Below are 20,432 nucleotides of genomic sequence, written 5' to 3'. Positions count from 1 at the left end.
TTGTCAGGAGACCTTCCATGCAACTGCCCGAAATCTCCATCCGCCGCCCGGTGTTTGCGTCGGTGCTGTCCATGCTCATCCTGCTGGTGGGTGCGGTGGCCTTCAACGCGCTCACGGTGCGCGAGTACCCCAAGATCGACGAGCCCACGGTCTCGGTGCAGACGCGTTTTGTGGGCGCGTCCAGCGAGGTGATGGAGTCCCAGATCACCAAGACGCTGGAAGATTCGCTGGCGGGCATCGAAGGTGTGGACCTGATCACCTCCACCAGCCGGCAGGAGCAGAGCAACATCACGGTGCGCTTCAAGCTGGAGCGCGATCCCGACTCGGCCGCGGCCGACGTGCGCGACAAGGTCAGCCGTGTGCGACAGCGCCTGCCCCAGGGCATCGATGAGCCGGTGATCGCCAAGGTCGAGGCCGATGCCTTTCCGGTGATCTGGCTGGCGCTCAGTTCCGACACCCACAGCGCCCTGCAGCTGTCCGATTTCGCCAACCGGCTGGCCAAGCCGGTGCTGCAGACCGCGCCCGGCGCGGCCGACGTGCGGGTGTACGGCGAGCGCAAGTACTCGATGCGCATCTGGATCGACCCCGACCGCCTGGCCGCTTACCGGCTCACGGTGCAGGACGTGGAAGACGCCTTGCGCCGCTCCAACCTTGAGGTGCCCGCCGGTCGCATCGAGAGCTCGCTGCGCGAATTCAACGTGACGGCGGCGACCGATCTGCAGACGCCCGACCAGTTCCGCGAGGTCACGCTGCGCACCGTCAACGGCCAGTCGATCCGGCTGGGCGATGTGGCGCGGGTGGTGCAGGGCCCGCAGGACGAACGCACCTCGGTGCGGCTCAACGGCCGCGATTCGGTGTCGCTGGGCGTGATCCGCCAGGCCACGGCCAACCCGCTGGAACTCTCGGCCGGTGTGCGCCAGTTGCTGGAGAAGGTCAAGACCGACCTGCCGCCGGGCGTGACGGTGGACATCGCCAACGACAACTCGGTGTTCATCGACCGCTCGATCAAGGCCGTGTACACGACCATCGCCGAAGCGGTGGTGCTGGTGGCACTGGTGATCTTCGTGTTTCTGCGCACGCTGCGCGCGTCCATCATCCCGCTGGTGACCATTCCGGTCAGCCTGATCGGCGCTTTCGCGCTCATGGGGCTCTTCGGTTTCTCGATCAACACGCTCACCCTGCTGGCCCTGGTGCTCGCCATCGGCCTGGTGGTGGACGACTCCATCGTGGTGCTGGAGAACATCTACCGCCACATCGAGGAGGGCATGAAACCGTTCGATGCGGCGATCAAAGGCGCCCGGGAAATCGGGTTTGCGGTGGTGGCCATGACCTTGACGCTCGCGGCCGTGTACGCCCCGCTGGCGTTCACGCCGGGGCGCACCGGGCGGCTGTTCGCCGAGTTTGCGCTGGCGCTGGCCGGCGCGGTGGTGGTGTCGGGCTTTGTCGCGCTCACGCTGTCACCCATGCTGTCGTCGCGGCTGCTGCGTCACAACCCGAATCCGGGACGGTTTGACGGGTTCATGGAGCGTGTCCTGGTCGGCATTACCAATGGCTACAGCCGGGTCCTGTCGCTGGCGCTGGGCGCGCGCTGGGCGGTGGTGGCCGTGATGGTGGCGAGTGCGGTGGGCAGCTGGTTGCTGCTGCAGTCCACCAAGCAGGAACTGTCGCCGCTGGAGGACCGTGGCGTGATCCTCGCCAACATCAACGGCCCGGACGGTGCCACATTGGCCTACACCCGGCGTTACGCCGAGGCCATCGAGCGCATCGGCCAGGACTACCCCGAGTTCGACCGCATCTTTTCCAACATCGGCAACCCCACCGTGGCCCAGGGCAGCGTGTTCCTGCGCGCCACCCCGTGGGAAGAGCGCAGCCGCACGACGCAGGAGATCGCCCGCGAGCTCGCGCCGCGTTTCGCCAGCCTGCCTGGCATCAGCGCGATCCCGATCACACCCCCATCGCTCGGCCAGGGCTTTCGAGAGCGCCCGATCAACTACGTGATCGTCACGTCCGACAGCTACCAGAACCTCTCGCGCGTGGTGCGTCAGTTCCAGGACGAACTCGCCAAGCACGCCGGCTTCTTGCAGGTGGACACCGACCTGCGCCTGAACAAACCCGAAATCCGCATGGACGTGGACCGCGAGCGGGCCGCCGACATGGGCGTGAACGTGGATGTGATCGCGCGCACGGTCGAGACCATGCTGGGTGGCCGGGTCGTGACGCGCTACAAGCGCGACGGCGAGCAATACGACGTGGTGGTCCAGACCGTCTCGGGCGACCGCAGTGCGCCCGAAGACATCGATGGTCTGTTCGTGCGCGGCCGGGGCGAGGCCATGATCCCGCTGGCCTCGCTGGTGACCCTGCGCGAGGTCGTGGTGCCGCGCGAGCTGAACCACTTCGGCCAGCGCCGCAGCGCGTCCATCACGGCCAACCTCTCACCCGAGCTGGCCCTGGGCGACGCGCTCAAGGTCATGGACGGCATTGCCACCGAGATCATGCCCGCGGGTTACACCACCGACCTCAACGGCCAGAGCCGTGAGTTCAAGAATTCGTCGGGGTCGCTGGCCATAGTGTTCGCGCTCTCGCTGCTGTTCATCTACCTGGTGCTGGCGGCGCAGTTCGAGAGTTTTGTCGATCCGCTGATCATCATGCTCAGCGTGCCGCTGTCGATGCTCGGCGCGCTGCTGGCGCTCAAGTTCAGTGGCGGCACGCTCAACGTGTTCAGTCAGATCGGCTTGATCACCCTGGTGGGCTTGATCACCAAACACGGCATCCTGATCGTCGAGTTTTCCAACCAGCTTCGTGAGCAGGGCCTGGACAAGCTGGAAGCGGTCAAGCAGGCGGCCGCGCTGCGCCTGCGCCCGATCATGATGACCACCGGTGCCATGGTGCTGGGCGCCATGCCATTGGCCCTCGCCACCGGCGCGGGTGCCGAGAGCCGGCAGCAGATCGGCTGGGTGATCGTCGGCGGCATGAGCCTGGGCACGCTGCTCACGGTCTTCGTGGTGCCGACGATGTACATGCTGCTGGCGCGTGACCGGCATGGCTCGCGGGTGCTGCCGGCCGATGGTCCCGCCGCTACCGGGCACACTGCACCGCATGAGGTGCTGGTCGCGAAGTGAGGTGATGTGTCGGGTGTGCCACAACGGTACACCTGGCACCGCAGGTTGACCGGCCCAGGTGAGGACGGCAGGATTGCTGCGATCTTCCTGTCGGCCGTTCAAACCATGACTCCACCCCCAGACCAGTTCGTTCAAGTCGGCCGCATCCGCACCCGTTTCTGGCAGATGGGGACGCAGGGAAGCGCTGTGCTGCTGCTCCACGGCATCGCCTGTTCGGTGCTGGAGTGGCAGCGCAACATCGAAGCGCTGGCGGCCCACCACCGGGTGTTCGCGGTCGATCTGCTCGGATCGGGGTTGACGGACAAGCCGGCGGACGAGACCTACAACATCCCGCGCCTGGCGCGTTTTGCGCTGGATTTTTTGACCTCCGTGGGCGTTGAGCACGCGCACCTGGCGGGCAATTCGCTCGGTGGCCGTCTCGCCCTGGAGTGCGCCAGGGAGGCGCCCGAGCGCGTGAGGTCGATGTTGCTGGTGGACCCGGCGGGCATGGCCGAGCGGCCCACCTTGCTGGAGTTCCGCCTGGCCTCCGTGCCGCTGCTGGGCGAACTCGCCACGCTGCCCAACCTGAGGGGCACACGCATGCTGTGGCGCAAGGCCTTTGCCGACCCGGACGCGTTTGTGACCGATGAACTCGTGGCGTCCAAATGCCGGCTCGCGCGCCTGCCCGGCGCACAGGCGGCTTTTCTGAAGACCCTGCGCAGCTTCGTGAACCTGCGCGGGTTTGACGCACCGCAGGTGCAGGCTTTGCAAGCCGCTTTGCCCGATTTGCTCGTGCCCACGTTCGTGGTCTGGGGCCGGGACGACCGCTTCGTGCCTGCGGCGCACGCCGACGTGTTGCGAGAACATCTGCCGGATGTGTCGGTGCAGGTGTGGGACCGGTGCGGGCATGCGCCCATGGTGGAATGCGCGGAACGCTTCAATGCCGAAGCGCTGGCGTTCTGGCGCGGCGTGGACGCGCGCGCGGCAACGTGATCAGATCACGCCGTCGAACATCATCACGTCCACCTCGTCGCCCACGGCCACGTTGTCCTGGGCGTGGTGCAGCACGATCAGGCCGTTGGCTTGCACCATGGAACTCAACACGCCGGACCCCTGGTTACCGGTGGTGCGCACGCTCAATTGACCATCGGCGCCGCGGGCGACCGTGCCGCGCTGGTACTCGGTTCGGCCGGGTTTCTTGCGCAGGGCCTCGGCGCTGTGGGCCTTGAGCAGCACCGGTTCGGTGACCGCACTGCCCATCAAACGCTGCAGGGCAGGGCGCACAAAAGCCAGGAAGGTCACCATCACCGCAACCGGGTTGCCGGGCAAACCGAAGAGCACGGCGCTCTTGCCACTCTCCGTGATCTTGCCCACCGCCATCGGACGCCCTGGCCGCATGGCGATGCGCCAGAACGCCACGTCGCCCAGCTGTTTCATCATGGCCTTGGTGTGATCGGCTTCGCCCATGCTGACGCCGCCGCTGGTGATGATGGCGTCGGCCCCGCGCGCGGCCTCGCGGAAGGCGGCTTCCAGCGCAGCGGGCTCGTCTTTCACCACGCCCATGTCGATCACCTCCACCCCCAGGCGGGTGAGCAGGCCAAAGACGGTGTAGCGGTTGCTGTCGTACACCGCGCCTTCGCGCAGCGGTTCGCCCAGGCTGAGGATTTCGTCGCCGGTGGAGAAGTAGGCCACTTTGATCCGGCGGAACACGGGCACCTGGGCCAGGCCCAGGCTGGCGATCAGGCCGAGCGCGGCGGGGCCGAGCGTCTGGCCCTGGCGCAGGGCGGGCTGGCCGGCCATGAGGTCTTCGCCGAGGAAGCGGCGGTTGTCGCCGCGTTGCAGCACGTCGGCCGGGATGTGGACCTGATCGCCGTCGACCTTCACCAGTTCGAGCGGCACCACCGTGTCCATGCCCGTGGGCATGATGGCGCCGGTCATGATCTTCACGCAGGCACCAACACCCGCCACGCCCGTCCAGGCCTTGCCGGCGAACGCCGTGCCTTCGGCCAGGCGCAGCGTGAGCGACTGGCCTTTGACGAGCTGGCTGCCGTCAAAGGCAAAGCCGTCCATGGCCGAGTTGTCGTGCGGCGGCACGCTGATCGGCGAGACCACGTCCTGCGCGAGCACGCGGCCGAGCGCGGCGAACACGCCCACCCGCTCGGTGTCGGTCACGGGATCCACCAGCTTCGCGAGGAACTGGTTGACGCTGGCGGCCGCCAGCGCCTTGGGGTCGTAGCCCTGCAGGGCGGCGGCGATCTGTTCGATCGTGGACATGGGACAGCGTTGGAAGTGGCGGGAACTCAGGCGCCTTCGAGCGACTGCAGTTCGGCCAGGGTGTTGGCGTTGAAGAAAGCCCGGGGGTGATCGCCGGGCTGGTCGAAGGGCACGACCACGGTCTTGTGCTGATCGGTCCAGCGGTCGATCTTGCGGCCCCCGGCTTGCGTGAAGGCCACCAGGCTCTCCAGCAGGCCCACCCGCAGCAGACAGAACACGGGCTGGGTGCGCAGCTGGCCGTCCTCTTCGCGGGCGGCGGCCATGGCGATCTCGGTGGACGGGTCGTCGAACGCGGCGGCCAGGCGCCGGGCCAGGTCCATCGGGAACAGCGGTGTGTCGCAAGGCGCGGTGAGCAGGTAGGGCGTTTCGCAACGCTCCATGCCGGTGAGAAAGCCCGCCAGCGGACCGGCGTAGTCGGACAGCGTGTCGGGCCAGACCGGGTGGCCAAAGGCCTCGTACGCCGAGAGGTTGCGGTTGGCGTTCACCATCAGCTCACCGATCAGGCCGCCTTCCTGCATCTGCAGGCGCAACAGGGCGTGCAGCGCCAGCGGCGTGCCATTGAAGTTCTGCAGGCCTTTGTCGACCCCGCCCATGCGCGAGCCACGGCCGCCGGCGAGCACGAGGGCGGTGATTTCAGAAGCTTGGATCAAGGGAGACCTCGCAAAGTAGATACATGTGTCAGCGGGTGGCTCAATGAAAGTCTCCGGAGCGATGTGACAGAAATCCAGGATGCGGTGGAACCGGCTTTGCCGGGCCGCTTGCATCGCCCCCTGGGGGGTGACGCCGCAGGGGGGCGTCATCTACCCCCCGATGTAGCTCATCTCCACCCGCCGCCCACCCGTGGAGGCGTCCGGGGGCATGGAGGCGCGCAACTCGGAGTAGCGGTCGTCGCGGCCCTGCCAGATGGCGGCGATGGCGCTGCCCAGGTCGGCGTCGCTGGTGCCGTTGCGCAGCAGGTGGCGCAGGTCGTGGCCCTGGCTGGCGAACAGGCAGAGGTAGAGCTTGCCTTCGGTGGAGAGCCGGGCGCGGTTGCAGTCGCGGCAGAAGGCCTGCGTGACGCTGCTGATGACGCCGATTTCGCCCGAGCCATCGGCGTAGCCCCAGCGCTCGGCGGTCTCGCCGGGCGAGGAAGGATCGAGCTGCACCAGCGGCAGCTCGGCGTGGATCTTCGCGACCACCTCGGCGCTGGGCATCACCTCGTCCATGCGCCAGCCGTTGGTGGCGCCGACGTCCATGTACTCAATGAAGCGCAGCACGATGCCCGTGCCTTTGAAGTGGCGCGCCATCGGCAGGATTTCATGCTCGTTGGTGCCGCGCTTGACCACCATGTTGATCTTGATCGGACCCAGACCCGCCGCCCGGGCGGCCTCGATGCCGTTCAGCACGTCGGCCACCGGAAAGTCCACGTCGTTCATGGCGCGGAACACCGCGTCGTCGAGACCGTCGAGGCTCACGGTCACGCGCTGCAGCCCGGCCGCCTTGAGTGCCGTGGCCTTGCGTTCCAGCAGCGAGCCATTGGTGGTGAGCGTGATGTCCAGCGGCCGGCCTTCGGTGGTGCGCAAGGCGGCCAGCTGTTCGATCAGGATTTCCAGGTTCTTGCGCAGCAACGGCTCGCCACCGGTGAGGCGGATCTTCTGCACGCCGTGGTCCACAAACCGGCTCGCCAGGCGGGTGATCTCTTCGAAAGAGAGCAGGGCGCTGTGGGGCAGGTAGGGGTAGTCCTTGTCGAAGATCGACTTGGGCATGCAGTAGCTGCAGCGGAAGTTGCAGCGGTCGGTGACGCTGATGCGCAGGTCACGCAAGGGCCGGCCCAGCGCGTCGCCCAGCAGGCCGGTGGCTGCAATGGGCATCGAGGGAATGCGGGCCACCAGCGAAGCGATGCGCTGGTCAACAAGGGGAATCACGCGATCGGACATACCCGCATTATGGTGGACGCTGCACATCCGCTGGGCCGGTGAGCCTTGTCCGCACAAGGCTTTCGGCGGGGTGCTGCCATGGGTTCAGGTCGCACCCACGGGGGTGTAGGCGTTGGCGTTGTCGGTCAGCCAGCGGGCCGAGAGTTCGCTGTGCTGCTGGCGGGGGTGAAAGTCGGGGCGGAAGTAAGCGAGCCAGGGCTTGACGCTCTGGCGCAGCAGGCCTTCTCGCCCCAGCAGATGCCGTGTGCCGCTGACCCAGGTGGACCAGCGCCAAAGCGTGCCGTCGCGCCTCAGGTTGTGTGCGGTCTGGCGCAGCGTGTCAGACAGGAAGATCACCGTCACGCGCCGCATCCACTTGACCCGCCAGCCGTGGCTGCCGCCCAGCGCCTGGTACAGATCGAAGGCGGTATTTTTGTGCTCGGCCTCTTCGGCGCTGTGCCAGAGCCACAGGGTTTTCAGGCGCGGCTCGCAGCCGTCGAGCCGGTGCGGATGCGAGAGCATCCATTCGGCGAAAAGGGCCGTGAAGTGTTCGTTGGCGGCGGTGATGGCCAGACCGTGACGCGGATCGCTGCCTTCCATGAGCTGCAGGCGTTTCCGCGCACGCGGCTCCCAGGCGTTGTCCAGACCGTGCCTCTCCAGCTGTGCGTTGAACATGGCGTGGATGCGGCGGTGGGTGGCCTCCTGGCCAATGAAGCCTTGCACCTCTTCGCGGTACCGCGCCTGCTGCTCGGGCGGGAGGGCCTTCAGGCCGTTGCGCACCGAGTCGATGAAAAACTGCTCGCCCACGGGAAAGCTCATCGACAGCGCATTGAACCAGGCGGTCAGAAACGCGTCGCCGTTGCACCAGTGCCGGGGCACGGGCGTGTCCAGATCGATCAGCAGGCGTCGGACGACGAGTTCGGTCATGGCATGCGTGGGTCGGTGTTCACGGTTTCATGGTACGCCGCTTGAATAGGACCGTACACCGGTTGGCATTGAATCGCTGTCGCATCCAGCGCATGGCTGGAGTCCGCTGTTTGGGATCGCTCAATGAAAAGCCCCGCAGGCAAAGCCTGCGGGGCTTGGATGTCAGAGGCTCAAATGGCGATCAGTTCAGCATCACCTCGACGCGGCGCGCGAGGTGGGCCGGCCCATCGGCTTGCGCCTGCTCGGGCTTCTTGAGTTCGATCTTGTCGTCGGCCACGCCAGCGCCCTTGAGCAGGGCAGCCACGGCCATGGCGCGTTGCTTGGCCAGTTCGGCGTTTTTGGCGGGATCGCCGGCGGCGTCATGGAAACCGCTGATCACCACCTTCTTGCCCATGGCGACGCCTGCAACCACCTGCTCCAGCGCCTTGCCGCCCCCTTCGGCCACGTCCGCCTTGCCGCTGGCAAAGAAGAACTTGACCACGCCACCTTCCACCACCACAGAAGCGCCATCGGCCGCAGGCGCTGCCGCCGCAGGGGCCGGCGTTGCCGTGGCAGAGGCACTCGCAGCGGGCGCTGCAGCAGCCGTCACCGCAGCAGGCGCGTGCGGCGCCACCGCAGGGCCTGAGCCAGCGGCCACGGGCAGCAGTGGCACGATCAGCAAGGCGACGATGTTGATGATCTTGATCAGCGGGTTCACGGCCGGGCCGGCGGTGTCCTTGTAGGGGTCGCCCACGGTGTCACCGGTGACCGCAGCCTTGTGCGCATCGCTGCCCTTGCCACCATGGTGGCCGTCTTCGATGTACTTCTTGGCGTTGTCCCAGGCGCCGCCACCGGTGCACATGGAGATGGCGACGAACAGGCCGGTCACGATGGTGCCCATGAGCAGGCCGCCGAGCGCCTTGGGGCCGAGCAGCAGGCCGACCAGGATCGGCACCACCACCGGCAGCAGCGAGGGGATCACCATCTCCTTGATGGCGGCCGTGGTCAGCATGTCCACCGCGCGGCCGTATTCGGGCTTGGCCGTGCCTTCCATGATGCCTTTGATCTCCTTGAACTGGCGGCGCACCTCCACCACCACGGCGCCCGCAGCGCGGCCCACCGCCTCCATCGCCATGGCGCCGAACAGGTAGGGGATCATGCCGCCAATGAACAGGCCCACGATCACCATCGGGTCGGAGAGGTCGAAGCTGATCTGGTGGCCGTAGGACTCCAGCTTGTGGGTGTAGTCGGCGAACAGCACCAGCGCGGCGAGACCGGCCGAACCGATGGCGTAGCCCTTGGTCACCGCCTTGGTGGTGTTGCCCACCGCGTCGAGCGGGTCGGTCACGTCGCGCACGCTCTTGGGCAGCTCGGCCATTTCGGCGATGCCACCCGCGTTGTCGGTGATGGGACCGTAGGCGTCCAGCGCGACCACGATGCCGGCCATGCTGAGCATGGACGTGGCGGCCACGGCGATGCCGAACAGGCCGGCCAGCCAATAGGCCGCGATGATGGCGACGCAAACGAACAGCACCGGCCAGGCGGTGGAACGCATGGACACGCCCAGGCCCGCGATGATGTTGGTGCCGTGGCCGGTGGTGGAGGCTTGTGCGATGTGCCGCACCGGCGAGTACTGGGTGCCGGTGTAGAACTCGGTGATCCAGACCAGCGCGGCCGTGAGCACCAGGCCCACCGCGCAGGCGCCGAACAGCTTCATCTGGCTGCCAGTGGCGCTGATCGCGTTGTCCGGCATGATCCAGAGGGTCACGAAATAAAAGGCGATGAGCGACAGCACACCGGCCACCGCCAGGCCCTTGTAAAGCGCGGGCATCACGTTCTTCATGCCCGGGCTGGCCTTGACGAAAAAGCAGCCGATGATGGACGCGATGATCGACACGCCGCCCAGCACCAGCGGGTACAGCACCGCCTGCATGGGCGCCGCGGCGACCATCAGGGCGCCGAGCACCATGGTGGCGATCAGCGTGACCGCGTAGGTCTCGAACAGGTCGGCCGCCATGCCGGCGCAGTCGCCCACGTTGTCGCCCACGTTGTCGGCGATCACGGCCGGGTTGCGCGGGTCGTCTTCCGGAATGCCGGCCTCGACCTTGCCCACCAGGTCGGCGCCGACGTCAGCGCCCTTGGTGAAGATGCCGCCACCCAGGCGCGCGAAGATCGAGATCAGCGAAGAGCCGAAGGCAAAACCGATCAGGGGGTTGAGCAACTTGGCGAGGTCTTCGACGGGCGTCAGGTTGCCGTTGCCGACCAGAAACCAGAAGAACCCGGCCACGCCCAGCAGGCCCAGACCCACCACCAGCATGCCGGTGATGGCGCCGCCGCGGAAGGCCACATCGAGTGCCGGGCCAATGCCCCTGGTGGCGGCCTGCGCGGTGCGAACGTTGGCGCGCACCGAGATGTTCATGCCGATGAAGCCACATGCGCCCGAGAGCACCGCGCCCAGCACGAAGCCGATGGCAGTGGTGGCGCCGAGGAAGAATCCGATGAGGATGGTGATGACCACGCCCACGATCGCGATGGTCTTGTATTGCCGGGCCAGGTAGGCTGCCGCGCCGGTTTGAATGGCCTCGGCAATTTCCTGCATGCGGGCATTGCCCGCGTCCTGAGAAAGAATCCAGCTGCGTGACCAGAAACCGTACGCCACGGCCACGAGCCCACAGACCAACACGAATATCAGCGCTGATTGACCAACCATTGAATCGCTCCTCGTTGTTTCGACTTGGAAGGGGCAACGCCTCCGGGGTGCCCCCGCTGCGTTGCTTCCTCGCTGCCGGTTGCGCTGCGTTGCACAGCGTTGAAACAGGGCGATTGGCCAACATGGCGAATTTAGCGGCAATTCATGGTGCGCATGTGAAAGCGGGCCGGTAAGTCAGCTTCGAATCAGTAAAATCAGGGTAAATCCTAGGCGTGCCGGTCGCATGAGACACGCCAGATGCCTCTCCAGAAGGCAGCAGGCCTGCACCGGCTGCTTCAGTTTTCAACCAACCTCCCTCAAACAACATGTCCCTCGACAACGTCACCGCTGGCAAAAACGTGCCCGAATCCTTCAACGTGATCATCGAAATCCCGATGAACGCCGATCCGATCAAGTACGAAGTGGACAAGGAAACCGGTGCGATCTTCGTGGACCGCTTCATGAGCACCGCCATGCACTACCCGACGAACTACGGTTATGTGCCCAAGACGCTGTCGGGTGACGGTGATCCGGTGGACGTGCTGGTGATCACGCCCGTGCCGCTGATTCCCGGCGTGGTGGTGCCCTGCCGCGCGATCGGCATCCTCAAGATGCAGGACGAAGCCGGTGAAGACGGCAAAGTGCTGGCGGTGCCGATCGACAAGATCCTGTCGATCTACACCCAATGGCAAAAGCCCGAAGACCTGAACCCGATGCGCCTGAACACGATCCAGCACTTCTTTGAGCACTACAAAGACCTGGAGCCGGGCAAGTGGGTCAAGATCCTGGGCTGGGAAGGCAAGGACGCCGCCCACAAGGAAATCATGGACGGCATCGCCGCCTACAACGCCAAGCAAGACTGACCTGCGGGCCCATGGCCCGGGTCTTGCTCAAAGAAAAAGCCTGCCAGGGCAACTTGGCAGGCTTTTTCTTTGAGCCGATGAAGAAGATCAGTTCTGTACCGCGTCGATGTCGCCTCGGTATTCGATCTTGCCGCGCACGCGCGCGCGGGGGTGCATGTCGATCAGCTCGTCGTAGCTGGCGTCGCCAATCAAGGTGGCCGAGCCGGTGATTTCCAGCGCCTTGCGGGCGATCACGGTGCCGATGACCTTGCCTTCGATGAACACGTAATCCGCTTCCAGGCGGGTGTTTTCGATCACGCCGGTGGCGCCCACGTGGAGCGTACCCCCGGCTTCAAAAGTGATGTTGCCCTTGAGCTGGCCGTCGACCTTGATGCCCTGGTCGCGTGTGGTGTGAAAGTTGCCGTCGAACACAGCGCCTTCGGCGATCAGGCTGGTGATGGCAGAAAGGCGCTCAGCGGGGACGAGACGGGTGGACGCGGGGTTGTGGCTCATGGGGTCAAGGCTCCTTGCTGTGCAACCAGGTTTCGGGTTTGAGGGGAAGTGTATCGGTCTGCCTGCTGGGGAGGGTTGCCGCTCCGGGTGTCCGGACACCCAGCTGTTGAGCGGCATGCAATGTCATCGGTTCGTCCATCCCATCGGGGGCGTCCGTTGGGGGCCGCTGTTCTGAAGGGGGCGCCGTGGTCTCGGGGGGCGTGGCGGGCCCGACCGCCGGCATCTTGGCGGGCGCAGCGATCGGCGTTCCAGCGGCGTTCGGCCAGACCAGCCAACGGTCTGAAAAATGAAGGGCTGCAAAAACCAGCGCCAAGATCACCAGAACGGGAGCGGAAAAACGCCGGATGTACCAGAGCGTCCAGCGCCAGAACAGCCGGCGCCGTGCCACGCGCTTGTCCCGACGCCAGCTCGCTTCGAGTGCAGCCCGTCGCACGGTCTCCGCGCCTGGGACCTGTGGCGATGATGTGGCGGGCGGTCGCGGGCTGGTGTTGCTTGGCCACAGCATGGAAACCGTCAGATCGCTTTCCGGGCTGGAGCCACGCGCTCCAGGGTGGCGTTGAGGTCGGCCCCATTGACTTGAATGCGGCCGTAACGCACCAGTCCGTGCACGCTGGCCGAGTCGTGCAGCGAGACCTCGCCCTGGCCCGAATCCAGCAAACCATCGGTGTGACCCATGACGGAAATCTTGTGAGCCGTGATGTCGCCCTTGACCCGCCCGGTTTCGGTCACCACCACCGAGACCTGAACGCCTTCGGCCTGAACCAGATTGCCATCCACCTGACCGGCCACGCTGAAGGGGCCTCGAAGCACGGCGTTGCCCACGAAATGGATGCCCTCGGCCAGCATGCTGCGCGAATTGGTCGCTTCGGTGGCGTCGATCGGCGTGCCTTGCATGGCATCGGACTGCAACATCGGAATGGCCTGGGCCATCGTGGGCGGCATGGCCCTGCCCACATCGACCTCCAGGGTCTGGGGCATGTCCTGCTGGTACTCCGGTGCGGGTTCCTGCTCGGGTGAGTAGTCGTTGTTGTCGTTCATGGGTGAAGGTCCTGCGTCCTGTTCTGGGGGGCGGTCGGGGCGAAAGTGGCGGCGTGCTTTCATGGTCGGCTTCCTGATGTTTTCAGGGGCTGCGAGGGTTGCACATCATGCAACACGGGCAGGGCGCCCGACAACTTCAGCGTCTTGAAAGGACCCCGCAGGTCCGCGCCTTCGTACAGCTGCAAGCGCTTCGCCATCAGGGTGCCGGTGGAAACACCGGTCTGGGCCACATAGGCCATCCCAATGCACTCCAGCTGGGTGTCTTCGGGTGATGCCCCCTGTGCGCCCAGCTGACCGAAAAGGTAGAAATCACCTTGCACCCGGATGGAGCCACGCACCACACCGCCTTTCCAGACGATCAAGCGGCCATTGACCTTGATCTGGCCTGACACCTCGCCTTGCACGATCAGGCCGCCCTCAAACTGGAAGTCACCACTGAGGCGGCAACCCGCCGCCACGCGGTTGACCACGTTCATGGCGATCGGGTCGATCGTCAGGGTGTCTTGGGGCGTCTTCAGTTCCACAGCATCGCTCCCCACAGCACCAGACTGACCAGGAGCGAGCCCATGCCCAGCACCGCCAGCCACAGGGCGTGCCGCTCCAGCACGCGCCGCACGCGGCCTGGCCGCCGCCGGGTGTGTCCGACCGGGTCACAGGCATGGCTCAACACCACCCAGTCCTGCCACATGCGGGTCAGGGCGCTTTCCCCTGTCCGCAGGCCGATGGCAATGCCTTCGGCGCCGGGCGTTCCGGGCAAGCGTCGGCGACCCATCATGACCGTGAAGGGTGCCCCCACAACGGTTTGAGTGAAAAAGGCGTCGGTCTCATCCATGGGGAGAGTGTAATGAAAATGTAACTGAACAAAGCCGCCGGCCACGCCAAGAAGACCCGCTGTCCGTGGCCCAAGCCCTGGTCACACCTGATTCCGTGGAGGGGCGCTCGGCAGATTGTCGATGGTGACGGGTGCGTTGCCGGTCGCGGCCGGGGGCGCCCGAAGCGGGCTGCGTTGAGCGAGGTGTTCGAGGTAGTTCTCGATCCCTTCTCCCTCGCGCTCCAGAAAGCGCTGCACTGCGTCGGCAAACGCGGGATGGGCCAGCCAGTGTGCGCTGGTCGTCTGGACGGGCAGCAGCGCGCGCGCCATCTTGTGTTCACCTTGCGCGCCCCCCTCGAATCGGCGCATGCCGTGAAGGATGCACCATTCGATGGGTTGGTAGTAGCAGGCCTCGAAGTGGAGGCAGTCCACCCGTTCGATCGCACCCCAATAGCGGCCATAGGCCACGCCGTGCTCGGTGTCGAGTCCGATCAGGCTGCAGGCGATGTCGCGTCCTTCGCGCTGGGCCACGAACAGCAGCCAGTGCTCGGGCATGTCATTGGCCATGCGCTGGAAAAAATCGCGGTTCAGGTACGGCGGGTTGCCGTGTTCGCGGTAGGTGCGTTCGTAGCAGCGGTAAAAAAGGTCCCAGTCGTCCGCCGTGATGGCTCGGCCCTGGGCTTGTCGAAAGTGCACGCCGGCCTCGGCCACCTTGCGCCGCTCCTGCCGGATTTTCTTGCGCTTCTCCTGTTGCAGGCCGCTCAGGAAGTGGTCGAAATCGCGGTAGGTCGCGTTGTGCCAATGGAATTGCACCGTGTGCCGAAGCATCATGCCGGCCGCTTCGCAGGCCGCGACATCCTGCGGTTGAGCGAACAGCAGGTGCAACGACGACAGCGAGGCCTGCTTCGTGAACTGCAGCAGGGCTGTGACCAGCGCCGAGCGCGCTGAGCCATCCCGTGCGAGCAGCCTGGCGCCTGGCACGGGTGTGAACGGCACCGCCACCAAGGCCTTGGGGTAATACGCCAGCCCGTGCTGTTCATGGGCATTGGCCCACGCCCAGTCAAACACATATTCGCCGTAGGAGTGCGACTTGAGGTACAGCGGGCAGGCTGCGCAGAGTTGCGCGCCTTTCCAGAGCGTCACGAAGCGTGGCTGCCACCCGGTGGGCGCCGTCGCGCCGCCGCTGTGGTGCAGAGCGCTGAGGTAGGCGTGCTTCAGAAAGGGGCTCGGATCGGCCTCCTGATCGAGCAGCGCATCCCAATCCGCCGCGGGCACCTCTGTGGGTGTGTTGAGGACTCGGATGACATAATCATTCAGCGCCATGGTGGTGTGCCCGTTCGAGCGCCGAGCAGGGCTTGTACCGATGCCACGGGAACGCGCACCGCGACGGCCTGGCGTCCCTTGTTTTTCCTGAGGTTGACCCGTTTCATGACGCTCAAAATCTGTGTGGCCCAGCTCAATTTCGTGGTGGGTGACATGCCGGGCAACGCCCGGAAAATCATCGACGCGGCGCATGAAGCCCATGCGCGCGGAGCACGGCTCTTGCTCACGCCCGAGCTCGCGATCTGCGGCTATGCGGCCGAAGACCTGTTTCTGCGCCCGGCCTTCATCGAAGCCTGTGATGATGCCCTGAAAACCGTGGCGAGCGAGACGATCCAGCTCAAAGGCCTGCACATCGTGGTGGGTCACCCTTGGCGCGCGACGGACGCCGGAGACCGGCGCGAGCGCAGCGTCTCGGTGGCGCGCTTGTTCAATGCGGCGAGCGTGCTGCTCGAGGGAGTGGTGAAGCACCGCTACGCCAAACGCGAGCTGCCCAACTACCAGGTGTTTGACGAACGCCGCTACTTTGTGCCGGGCACCGAACCCTGTGTGTTCGATGTGCCGACCGCCGAGGGCGTGGCGGTGCGGGTGGGCCTGCTGATCTGCGAAGACGCCTGGTTCGATGCGCCAGCGGCCGATGCGGCGGCAGCGGGCGCCCAGGTGCTGGCGGTCATCAACGCATCGCCGTTCCACACTGGCAAGGGGGGCGAACGCGAGGCAATGATGCGTGAGCGCGCATTGTCCACCGGCCTGCCGTTGGTCTATGCGCATCTGGTGGGTGGGCAGGACGAGATCGTGTTCGAGGGGCGCAGTTTCGTGCTCGGCGCCGACGGTGCGCTGGCAGGGCGTGCCATCAGTTTTGAGGAAACGCTGTTCGACGTGGCCATGGAGCTGCAGGCGGGTGGCTGGCGGATCGATGCCGCAGTGGACCGAGCGCACAGCCAGGAGGCCGATCTTTGGCACGCGCTGGTGCTGGGCGTTCGTGACTACATCGGCAAGAACGGCTTCCCGGCCGCGATCCTGGGCCTCTCGGGCGGTATCGACTCTGCGCTGGTGCTCGCCATCGCGGTCGATGCGCTCGGCAAGGACCGTGTGCGCGCGGTGATGATGCCGTCGCCGTACACGGCGGACATCTCCTGGATCGACGCGCGCGACATGGCGGCGCGCATGGGCGTGCGCTACGACGAGATCGCGATCGCGCCCCAGTTCGAGGCCTTCAAGGCCAGCCTGGCCCAGGAGTTTGCGGGGCGGGCGGAAGACACGACAGAAGAGAACCTGCAGGCCCGCATCCGCGGCACCTTGCTCATGGCGCTGTCCAACAAGTTCGGCGGCATCGTGCTGACCACCGGCAACAAGAGTGAAATGGCCACTGGCTACTGCACGCTGTACGGTGACATGGCCGGTGGTTTTGCGGTCATCAAGGACGTGGCCAAGACCATGGTGTTTCGCCTTGCGCGCTGGCGCAACGCACACGACCCCTATGGCACGGGCGCCAACCCGATCCCCGAGCGCATCATCACCCGGCCTCCCAGTGCCGAGCTGCGTCCCGACCAGAAGGACCAGGACAGCCTGCCCGAGTACGAGGTGCTCGACGCCATCATCGAGCGCTACATGGAGAACGACCAGAGCCCCGCCAGCATTGTGGCCGCGGGCTACGCGCAAGCCGATGTGGACAAAGTGGTGCGGCTGATCCGGGTCAACGAATACAAGCGCCGCCAGGCTCCCGTGGGCATTCGCGTCACCCACCGCAGTTTCGGCAAGGACTGGCGTTATCCGATCACCAGCAAGTACCGGGCATGACCCCACTGCGCCTCGCAGGCCCCCAGTGGGGCCAAGCCTGTGGCCCGGAACAGCCGGTTCGCGGCATCCCTGGGCTGGAACCGCTCAGGCGAGCGGACCGTTGAGCTGAAGCACCGCGCGCATCTCCCCGACCTCGATGCCCGCCGCGTTTCTGAGCGGTGGCGGGACCAGGCTGGCCAGCACGGCGTGGCTCTCGGCATCGAGCCAACCCAGTTGGTCCAGTGCCGACACCAGGGCCACCATCAACGGCACCAGTTGCCCTTCGCTGCATTTGGCCGCGAGGCCGATGCCGCGGCTGAAGCTGGCCATGGCCTGCACGCCGTCGGCACCGACCTTGCTCACCCAGTCACCCCGGCCCGCGCGCATCAGTGTGAGGTCGTTGCGGCCTTGGCCGCTGACCAGTTCGGGGTGGCGGCACATGGCGTGCGCGACGCGTTGTGGAGCGGGCCCGTAGATGGGGTCGGGGTCGGTCAGCGTCAGCCGGGCAAACGCATGGGCCAGCGAGCGCAGCGGCAAGGCGTAGTTGGGCGCACTGCAGCCGTCGGTGCCCCGCACCAGCTGCTCGACCGGCACGCCCGCGAAGTGGCTCACACTCTGCGCGATCTGCCGTTGGACCGGGTGTTGCGTGTCCAGATAGCCGCTCAGCGGTTGCCCCAGCGCGTGGGCCAGCAGCAGCATGCCGGTGTGTTTGCCCGAGCAGTTGTGGTGAAGGCGGTTGAAGATCGCACCCGGTTCGGGCTGGCGCCCGTTCGCACTGTAGAAGTAGGGCACATGGCTGCCGCAGGCCAGGGTCGCTTCGGACGCGCCCACGCGGGCGAGAAGGCTGGCCACGCGTTCCACGTGCATCGGCTCGCCGTTGTGGCTGGCACAGAGCAGGGCCACATCGGCATCGTCCAGGTCGAGCCGGTCGGCGGCGAGGGCGATCAGCGGCATGGCCTGAAACGGTTTGAGCGAGGAGCGGGTGAACAGCGGCGAGTCCACGTCACCGACGCTGGCCAGCAACTCGCCCTGGACATTGACCACGGCCAGCGAGCCGTGGTGGATGTTCTCCGGATGACCGCCGCGGTAGCTCACCGTGATGGGTATGTGGCGAGGGAGGGCGGTCAAGGCTGGCGGGGTTGTGGGCATGTGAGGGTTCCGGTTCCGGCGGAGTGTATGACCGGGTTCGTGACCCTTGGGCATAATGATCTTTTCCCTTCTTGAACCGCCCCGGAGACACATCCCATGAAGCAAATCACCGCCGTCATCAAACCGTTCAAGCTGGAAGAAGTGCGCGAAGCGCTGGCCGAGCAGGGTGTGACCGGTCTGACGGTGACCGAGGTCAAGGGCTTTGGCCGGCAAAAGGGGCACACCGAGCTGTACCGTGGCGCTGAGTACGTGGTGGACTTTCTCCCCAAGGTCAAGCTGGAGGTGGTGGTCAAGTCGGCGGATGTCGAGCGTTGCGTGGACGCCATCGTTCGCGCCGCACGCACCGGCAAGATCGGCGACGGCAAGATTTTTGTGACCTCGGTCGAACGCGTGGTGCGCATCCGCACCGGTGAAGAGGACGAAACGGCGGTCTGACCGGGCTCAGATGGCGTCCACCCGCGCCGCCGGCGAGAAACCGGCGGCTTGAACCAGATCGGGAAGCAGCCGCGCAGCGTCTGTGTCGACCCGAATCAGGTTCATCTGCCAGTCACCCATGAACTGCTGTCGCACGCCGGTGTGCAGGAACGCCAACAGGCTGTCGTAGTAACCGCCCAGGTTGAGCAGCCCGACCGGTTTGTCGTGATAGCCCAGCTGGCGCCAGGTCCAGACCTCAAAAAATTCTTCCAGTGTGCCGATGCCGCCAGGCAAGGCCAGGAACGCGTCAGCGTGTTCTGCCATGAGCCGTTTGCGTTCGTGCATGGTGTCCACGACATGCAGCTCGCTGCAACCGTGGTGCGCCCACTCTTTTTCCACCAGCGCCTTGGGAATGATGCCGATCACCCGTCCGCCGGCTGCCATGGTGGCGTCGGCCACCAAGCCCATCAGGCCATTGCGACCTCCGCCGTACACCAGTTGACCACCGTGACGCCCGATCCATTCGCCCACGGCGCGGGCAGCGTCTGCGAAGGCGGGGTCGGCTCCCGGTCGGGAGCCACAGTAGACGCACAAGGAAAACGTGGGAGTGCTCATGGGTCGGGAGAGAGGGGTGGGGTCAAAGCCAGCGGGCCCAGATCGCGGCGCCCCAGGTGCCCGCGCACAGCAGCAGGCTCAGCAGCACGGCGGCGCTGCCCATGTCTTTGGCCCGTTTGGACAGGGTGTGCCATTCCGGCCCGATGCGGTCCACGGCCGATTCCACACCCGTGTTGAGCAGTTCGACGATCATGACCAGCAGCACCACGCCGGTCAGCAACACCACTTCGACCCAGGTCCGCCCCAGCCAGAAGGCCAGGGGCAGCATGACCAGTGCTGCCATGGCCTCCTGCCGGAACGCGGTTTCGCGCCATCCGGCGCGCAGGCCAGCCAGGGAATAGCCGAAGGCGTGCCACATGCGCTGCAGACCCGTTCGACCTTTTTGCGCGTCCGGAGCTTCTCGCGGCGTGGAGGGGTTCATGAAGGGAGCATCAACGTTTGTTGCGCTTGGGTGTTTCGACGGGCTGGAAGTGCACCAGGCGGGTGCCGGCCAACGCGTCGTGAACGAATTGCCGCTGGGCATGAAACCGCGACAGCAGGGCCCAGACCAACACCCATCCGACCACGATCAACGCCAGCTCTCCGCCCGGCAGCGAAAAGGCCGCGCCCACGGCCAGTGGTGGCAGAAACCACAACCAGCTCAACACATAGCGCCACAGGGCACGTGCCTGTGTGAGTGGCCGACCTTGGTTGTCCACCACGCGGATGTGCCAGGTTTTCATGGCCAGGGTCTGGCCTTTGGCCCAGAACCAAGCGAAGTAGATCCCGAACACCACAAATAGGAAGGCCTGTTGCAAGTGGCGGTTGTCCAGCGCGTGTCTGGTCTGGGTGAGCGTGGAAAACAGGTAGCCGGCGATGAAGACCACCCCAAACAACAGCATGCCTTCGTACAACCAGCAGGCCATTCGGCGCCGCAGTGGAGGGGCCGTCAGATTGGCTGCGGTGGTCAGAAGGGGGGGCGAAGCGGGGTCTGTCATCGGGCGGTGGTTGGATCCTGGGGCGGATTGTCGCACCGCGGGCCCTGGCTTTTTTTGCCCCCAAGTCTGTCAGACCCATCAAAGACGGATCGCGACGTCTGTTGCAGTGCGA

The 20,432-nt window shown here is 65.8% G+C and carries 19 protein-coding genes; 5 read left to right on the top strand and 14 right to left on the bottom strand.

Going from position 1 to position 20,432, the window contains the following annotated elements:
- Positions 1 to 17: 17 nt before the first annotated feature.
- Positions 18 to 3,119, top strand: a complete 3,102-nt coding sequence (locus tag IV088_RS02285) for an efflux RND transporter permease subunit (protein ID WP_291097247.1) — start codon at positions 18 to 20, stop codon at positions 3,117 to 3,119.
- Positions 3,120 to 3,224: 105 nt separating this feature from the next.
- Positions 3,225 to 4,091: an alpha/beta fold hydrolase gene (locus IV088_RS02280; RefSeq protein ID WP_291097245.1), complete on the top strand. Its 867-nt coding sequence runs from the start codon at positions 3,225 to 3,227 to the stop codon at positions 4,089 to 4,091.
- Here the strand turns inward: IV088_RS02280 and glp are convergent, their stop codons facing one another.
- The 5 genes from glp to IV088_RS02255 form a co-directional block, all read right to left on the bottom strand.
- Complete coding sequence (gene glp / locus IV088_RS02275; protein WP_291097243.1) at positions 4,092 to 5,372, bottom strand: gephyrin-like molybdotransferase Glp; 1,281 nt, start codon at positions 5,370 to 5,372, stop codon at positions 4,092 to 4,094.
- A gap of 26 nt (positions 5,373 to 5,398) precedes the next feature.
- A complete protein-coding gene (mobA, locus tag IV088_RS02270) occupies positions 5,399 to 6,022 on the bottom strand; it encodes a molybdenum cofactor guanylyltransferase MobA (protein ID WP_291097241.1) in 624 nt (207 codons plus the stop codon).
- A gap of 150 nt (positions 6,023 to 6,172) precedes the next feature.
- Positions 6,173 to 7,288 (bottom strand): GTP 3',8-cyclase MoaA, encoded by a 1,116-nt coding sequence (gene moaA, locus IV088_RS02265; RefSeq protein WP_291097239.1) that lies wholly within the window; start codon positions 7,286 to 7,288, stop codon positions 6,173 to 6,175.
- A gap of 84 nt (positions 7,289 to 7,372) precedes the next feature.
- A complete protein-coding gene (locus IV088_RS02260) occupies positions 7,373 to 8,194 on the bottom strand; it encodes a metal-dependent hydrolase (protein WP_291097237.1) in 822 nt (273 codons plus the stop codon).
- A gap of 181 nt (positions 8,195 to 8,375) precedes the next feature.
- A complete protein-coding gene (locus IV088_RS02255) occupies positions 8,376 to 10,883 on the bottom strand; it encodes a sodium-translocating pyrophosphatase (protein ID WP_291097235.1) in 2,508 nt (835 codons plus the stop codon).
- A gap of 305 nt (positions 10,884 to 11,188) precedes the next feature.
- Between IV088_RS02255 and ppa the strand changes: the two genes are divergently transcribed.
- The gene (gene ppa, locus IV088_RS02250; RefSeq protein WP_291097233.1) at positions 11,189 to 11,725 is read left to right on the top strand and encodes an inorganic diphosphatase; all 537 of its coding nucleotides are present in this window, start codon (positions 11,189 to 11,191) and stop codon (positions 11,723 to 11,725) included.
- Between the two features lie 87 nt (positions 11,726 to 11,812).
- Here ppa and IV088_RS02245 read toward each other — a convergent pair whose 3' ends face one another.
- The 5 genes from IV088_RS02245 to IV088_RS02225 form a co-directional block, all read right to left on the bottom strand.
- Positions 11,813 to 12,217, bottom strand: coding sequence for a polymer-forming cytoskeletal protein (locus tag IV088_RS02245; protein ID WP_291097231.1), 405 nt, complete (start codon positions 12,215 to 12,217; stop codon positions 11,813 to 11,815).
- A 513-nt stretch (positions 12,218 to 12,730) separates the two neighbouring features.
- Positions 12,731 to 13,255 carry a polymer-forming cytoskeletal protein gene (locus IV088_RS02240; RefSeq protein WP_291097229.1) on the bottom strand — a complete coding sequence of 175 codons (525 nt, stop codon included), beginning with the start codon at positions 13,253 to 13,255 and terminating at the stop codon, positions 12,731 to 12,733.
- A gap of 59 nt (positions 13,256 to 13,314) precedes the next feature.
- Positions 13,315 to 13,779 carry a polymer-forming cytoskeletal protein gene (locus IV088_RS02235; protein ID WP_291097227.1) on the bottom strand — a complete coding sequence of 155 codons (465 nt, stop codon included), beginning with the start codon at positions 13,777 to 13,779 and terminating at the stop codon, positions 13,315 to 13,317.
- Positions 13,770 to 14,087, bottom strand: coding sequence for a hypothetical protein (locus IV088_RS02230; protein ID WP_291097225.1), 318 nt, complete (start codon positions 14,085 to 14,087; stop codon positions 13,770 to 13,772). The genes IV088_RS02235 and IV088_RS02230 overlap by 10 nt, the downstream gene beginning before the upstream one ends.
- Before the next feature lie 81 nt (positions 14,088 to 14,168).
- Positions 14,169 to 15,389 carry a GNAT family N-acetyltransferase gene (locus IV088_RS02225; protein ID WP_291097223.1) on the bottom strand — a complete coding sequence of 407 codons (1,221 nt, stop codon included), beginning with the start codon at positions 15,387 to 15,389 and terminating at the stop codon, positions 14,169 to 14,171.
- A 105-nt stretch (positions 15,390 to 15,494) separates the two neighbouring features.
- Between IV088_RS02225 and IV088_RS02220 the strand changes: the two genes are divergently transcribed.
- Positions 15,495 to 17,186 carry an NAD+ synthase gene (locus IV088_RS02220; protein ID WP_291097221.1) on the top strand — a complete coding sequence of 564 codons (1,692 nt, stop codon included), beginning with the start codon at positions 15,495 to 15,497 and terminating at the stop codon, positions 17,184 to 17,186.
- 84 nt (positions 17,187 to 17,270) lie between these two features.
- Here IV088_RS02220 and IV088_RS02215 read toward each other — a convergent pair whose 3' ends face one another.
- Entirely contained in the window at positions 17,271 to 18,293 is a 1,023-nt protein-coding gene (locus tag IV088_RS02215; RefSeq protein WP_291097219.1) for an asparaginase, read from the bottom strand.
- A 117-nt stretch (positions 18,294 to 18,410) separates the two neighbouring features.
- Here IV088_RS02215 and IV088_RS02210 point away from each other — a divergent pair, with 117 nt between their 5' ends.
- The gene (locus tag IV088_RS02210; protein ID WP_236965180.1) at positions 18,411 to 18,749 is read left to right on the top strand and encodes a P-II family nitrogen regulator; all 339 of its coding nucleotides are present in this window, start codon (positions 18,411 to 18,413) and stop codon (positions 18,747 to 18,749) included.
- 6 nt (positions 18,750 to 18,755) lie between these two features.
- Here IV088_RS02210 and IV088_RS02205 read toward each other — a convergent pair whose 3' ends face one another.
- From IV088_RS02205 to IV088_RS02195, 3 genes are read right to left on the bottom strand one after another with little or no spacing between them, the layout of a single operon-like run.
- Positions 18,756 to 19,343 carry a TIGR00730 family Rossman fold protein gene (locus tag IV088_RS02205; protein WP_291097215.1) on the bottom strand — a complete coding sequence of 196 codons (588 nt, stop codon included), beginning with the start codon at positions 19,341 to 19,343 and terminating at the stop codon, positions 18,756 to 18,758.
- 22 nt (positions 19,344 to 19,365) lie between these two features.
- The gene (locus IV088_RS02200; protein ID WP_291097213.1) at positions 19,366 to 19,764 is read right to left on the bottom strand and encodes a diacylglycerol kinase; all 399 of its coding nucleotides are present in this window, start codon (positions 19,762 to 19,764) and stop codon (positions 19,366 to 19,368) included.
- A gap of 10 nt (positions 19,765 to 19,774) precedes the next feature.
- Positions 19,775 to 20,320, bottom strand: coding sequence for an RDD family protein (locus IV088_RS02195; protein ID WP_291097211.1), 546 nt, complete (start codon positions 20,318 to 20,320; stop codon positions 19,775 to 19,777).
- Between the last annotated feature and the right edge of the window lie 112 nt (positions 20,321 to 20,432).

The sequence above is a fragment of the Hydrogenophaga sp. genome, assembly GCF_018780075.1.
GTDB lineage: Bacteria > Pseudomonadota > Gammaproteobacteria > Burkholderiales > Burkholderiaceae_C > Hydrogenophaga.
The sequence above is the reverse complement of the archived record's forward strand: the minus strand, read 5'-3'. Positions and strand labels throughout refer to the sequence as shown.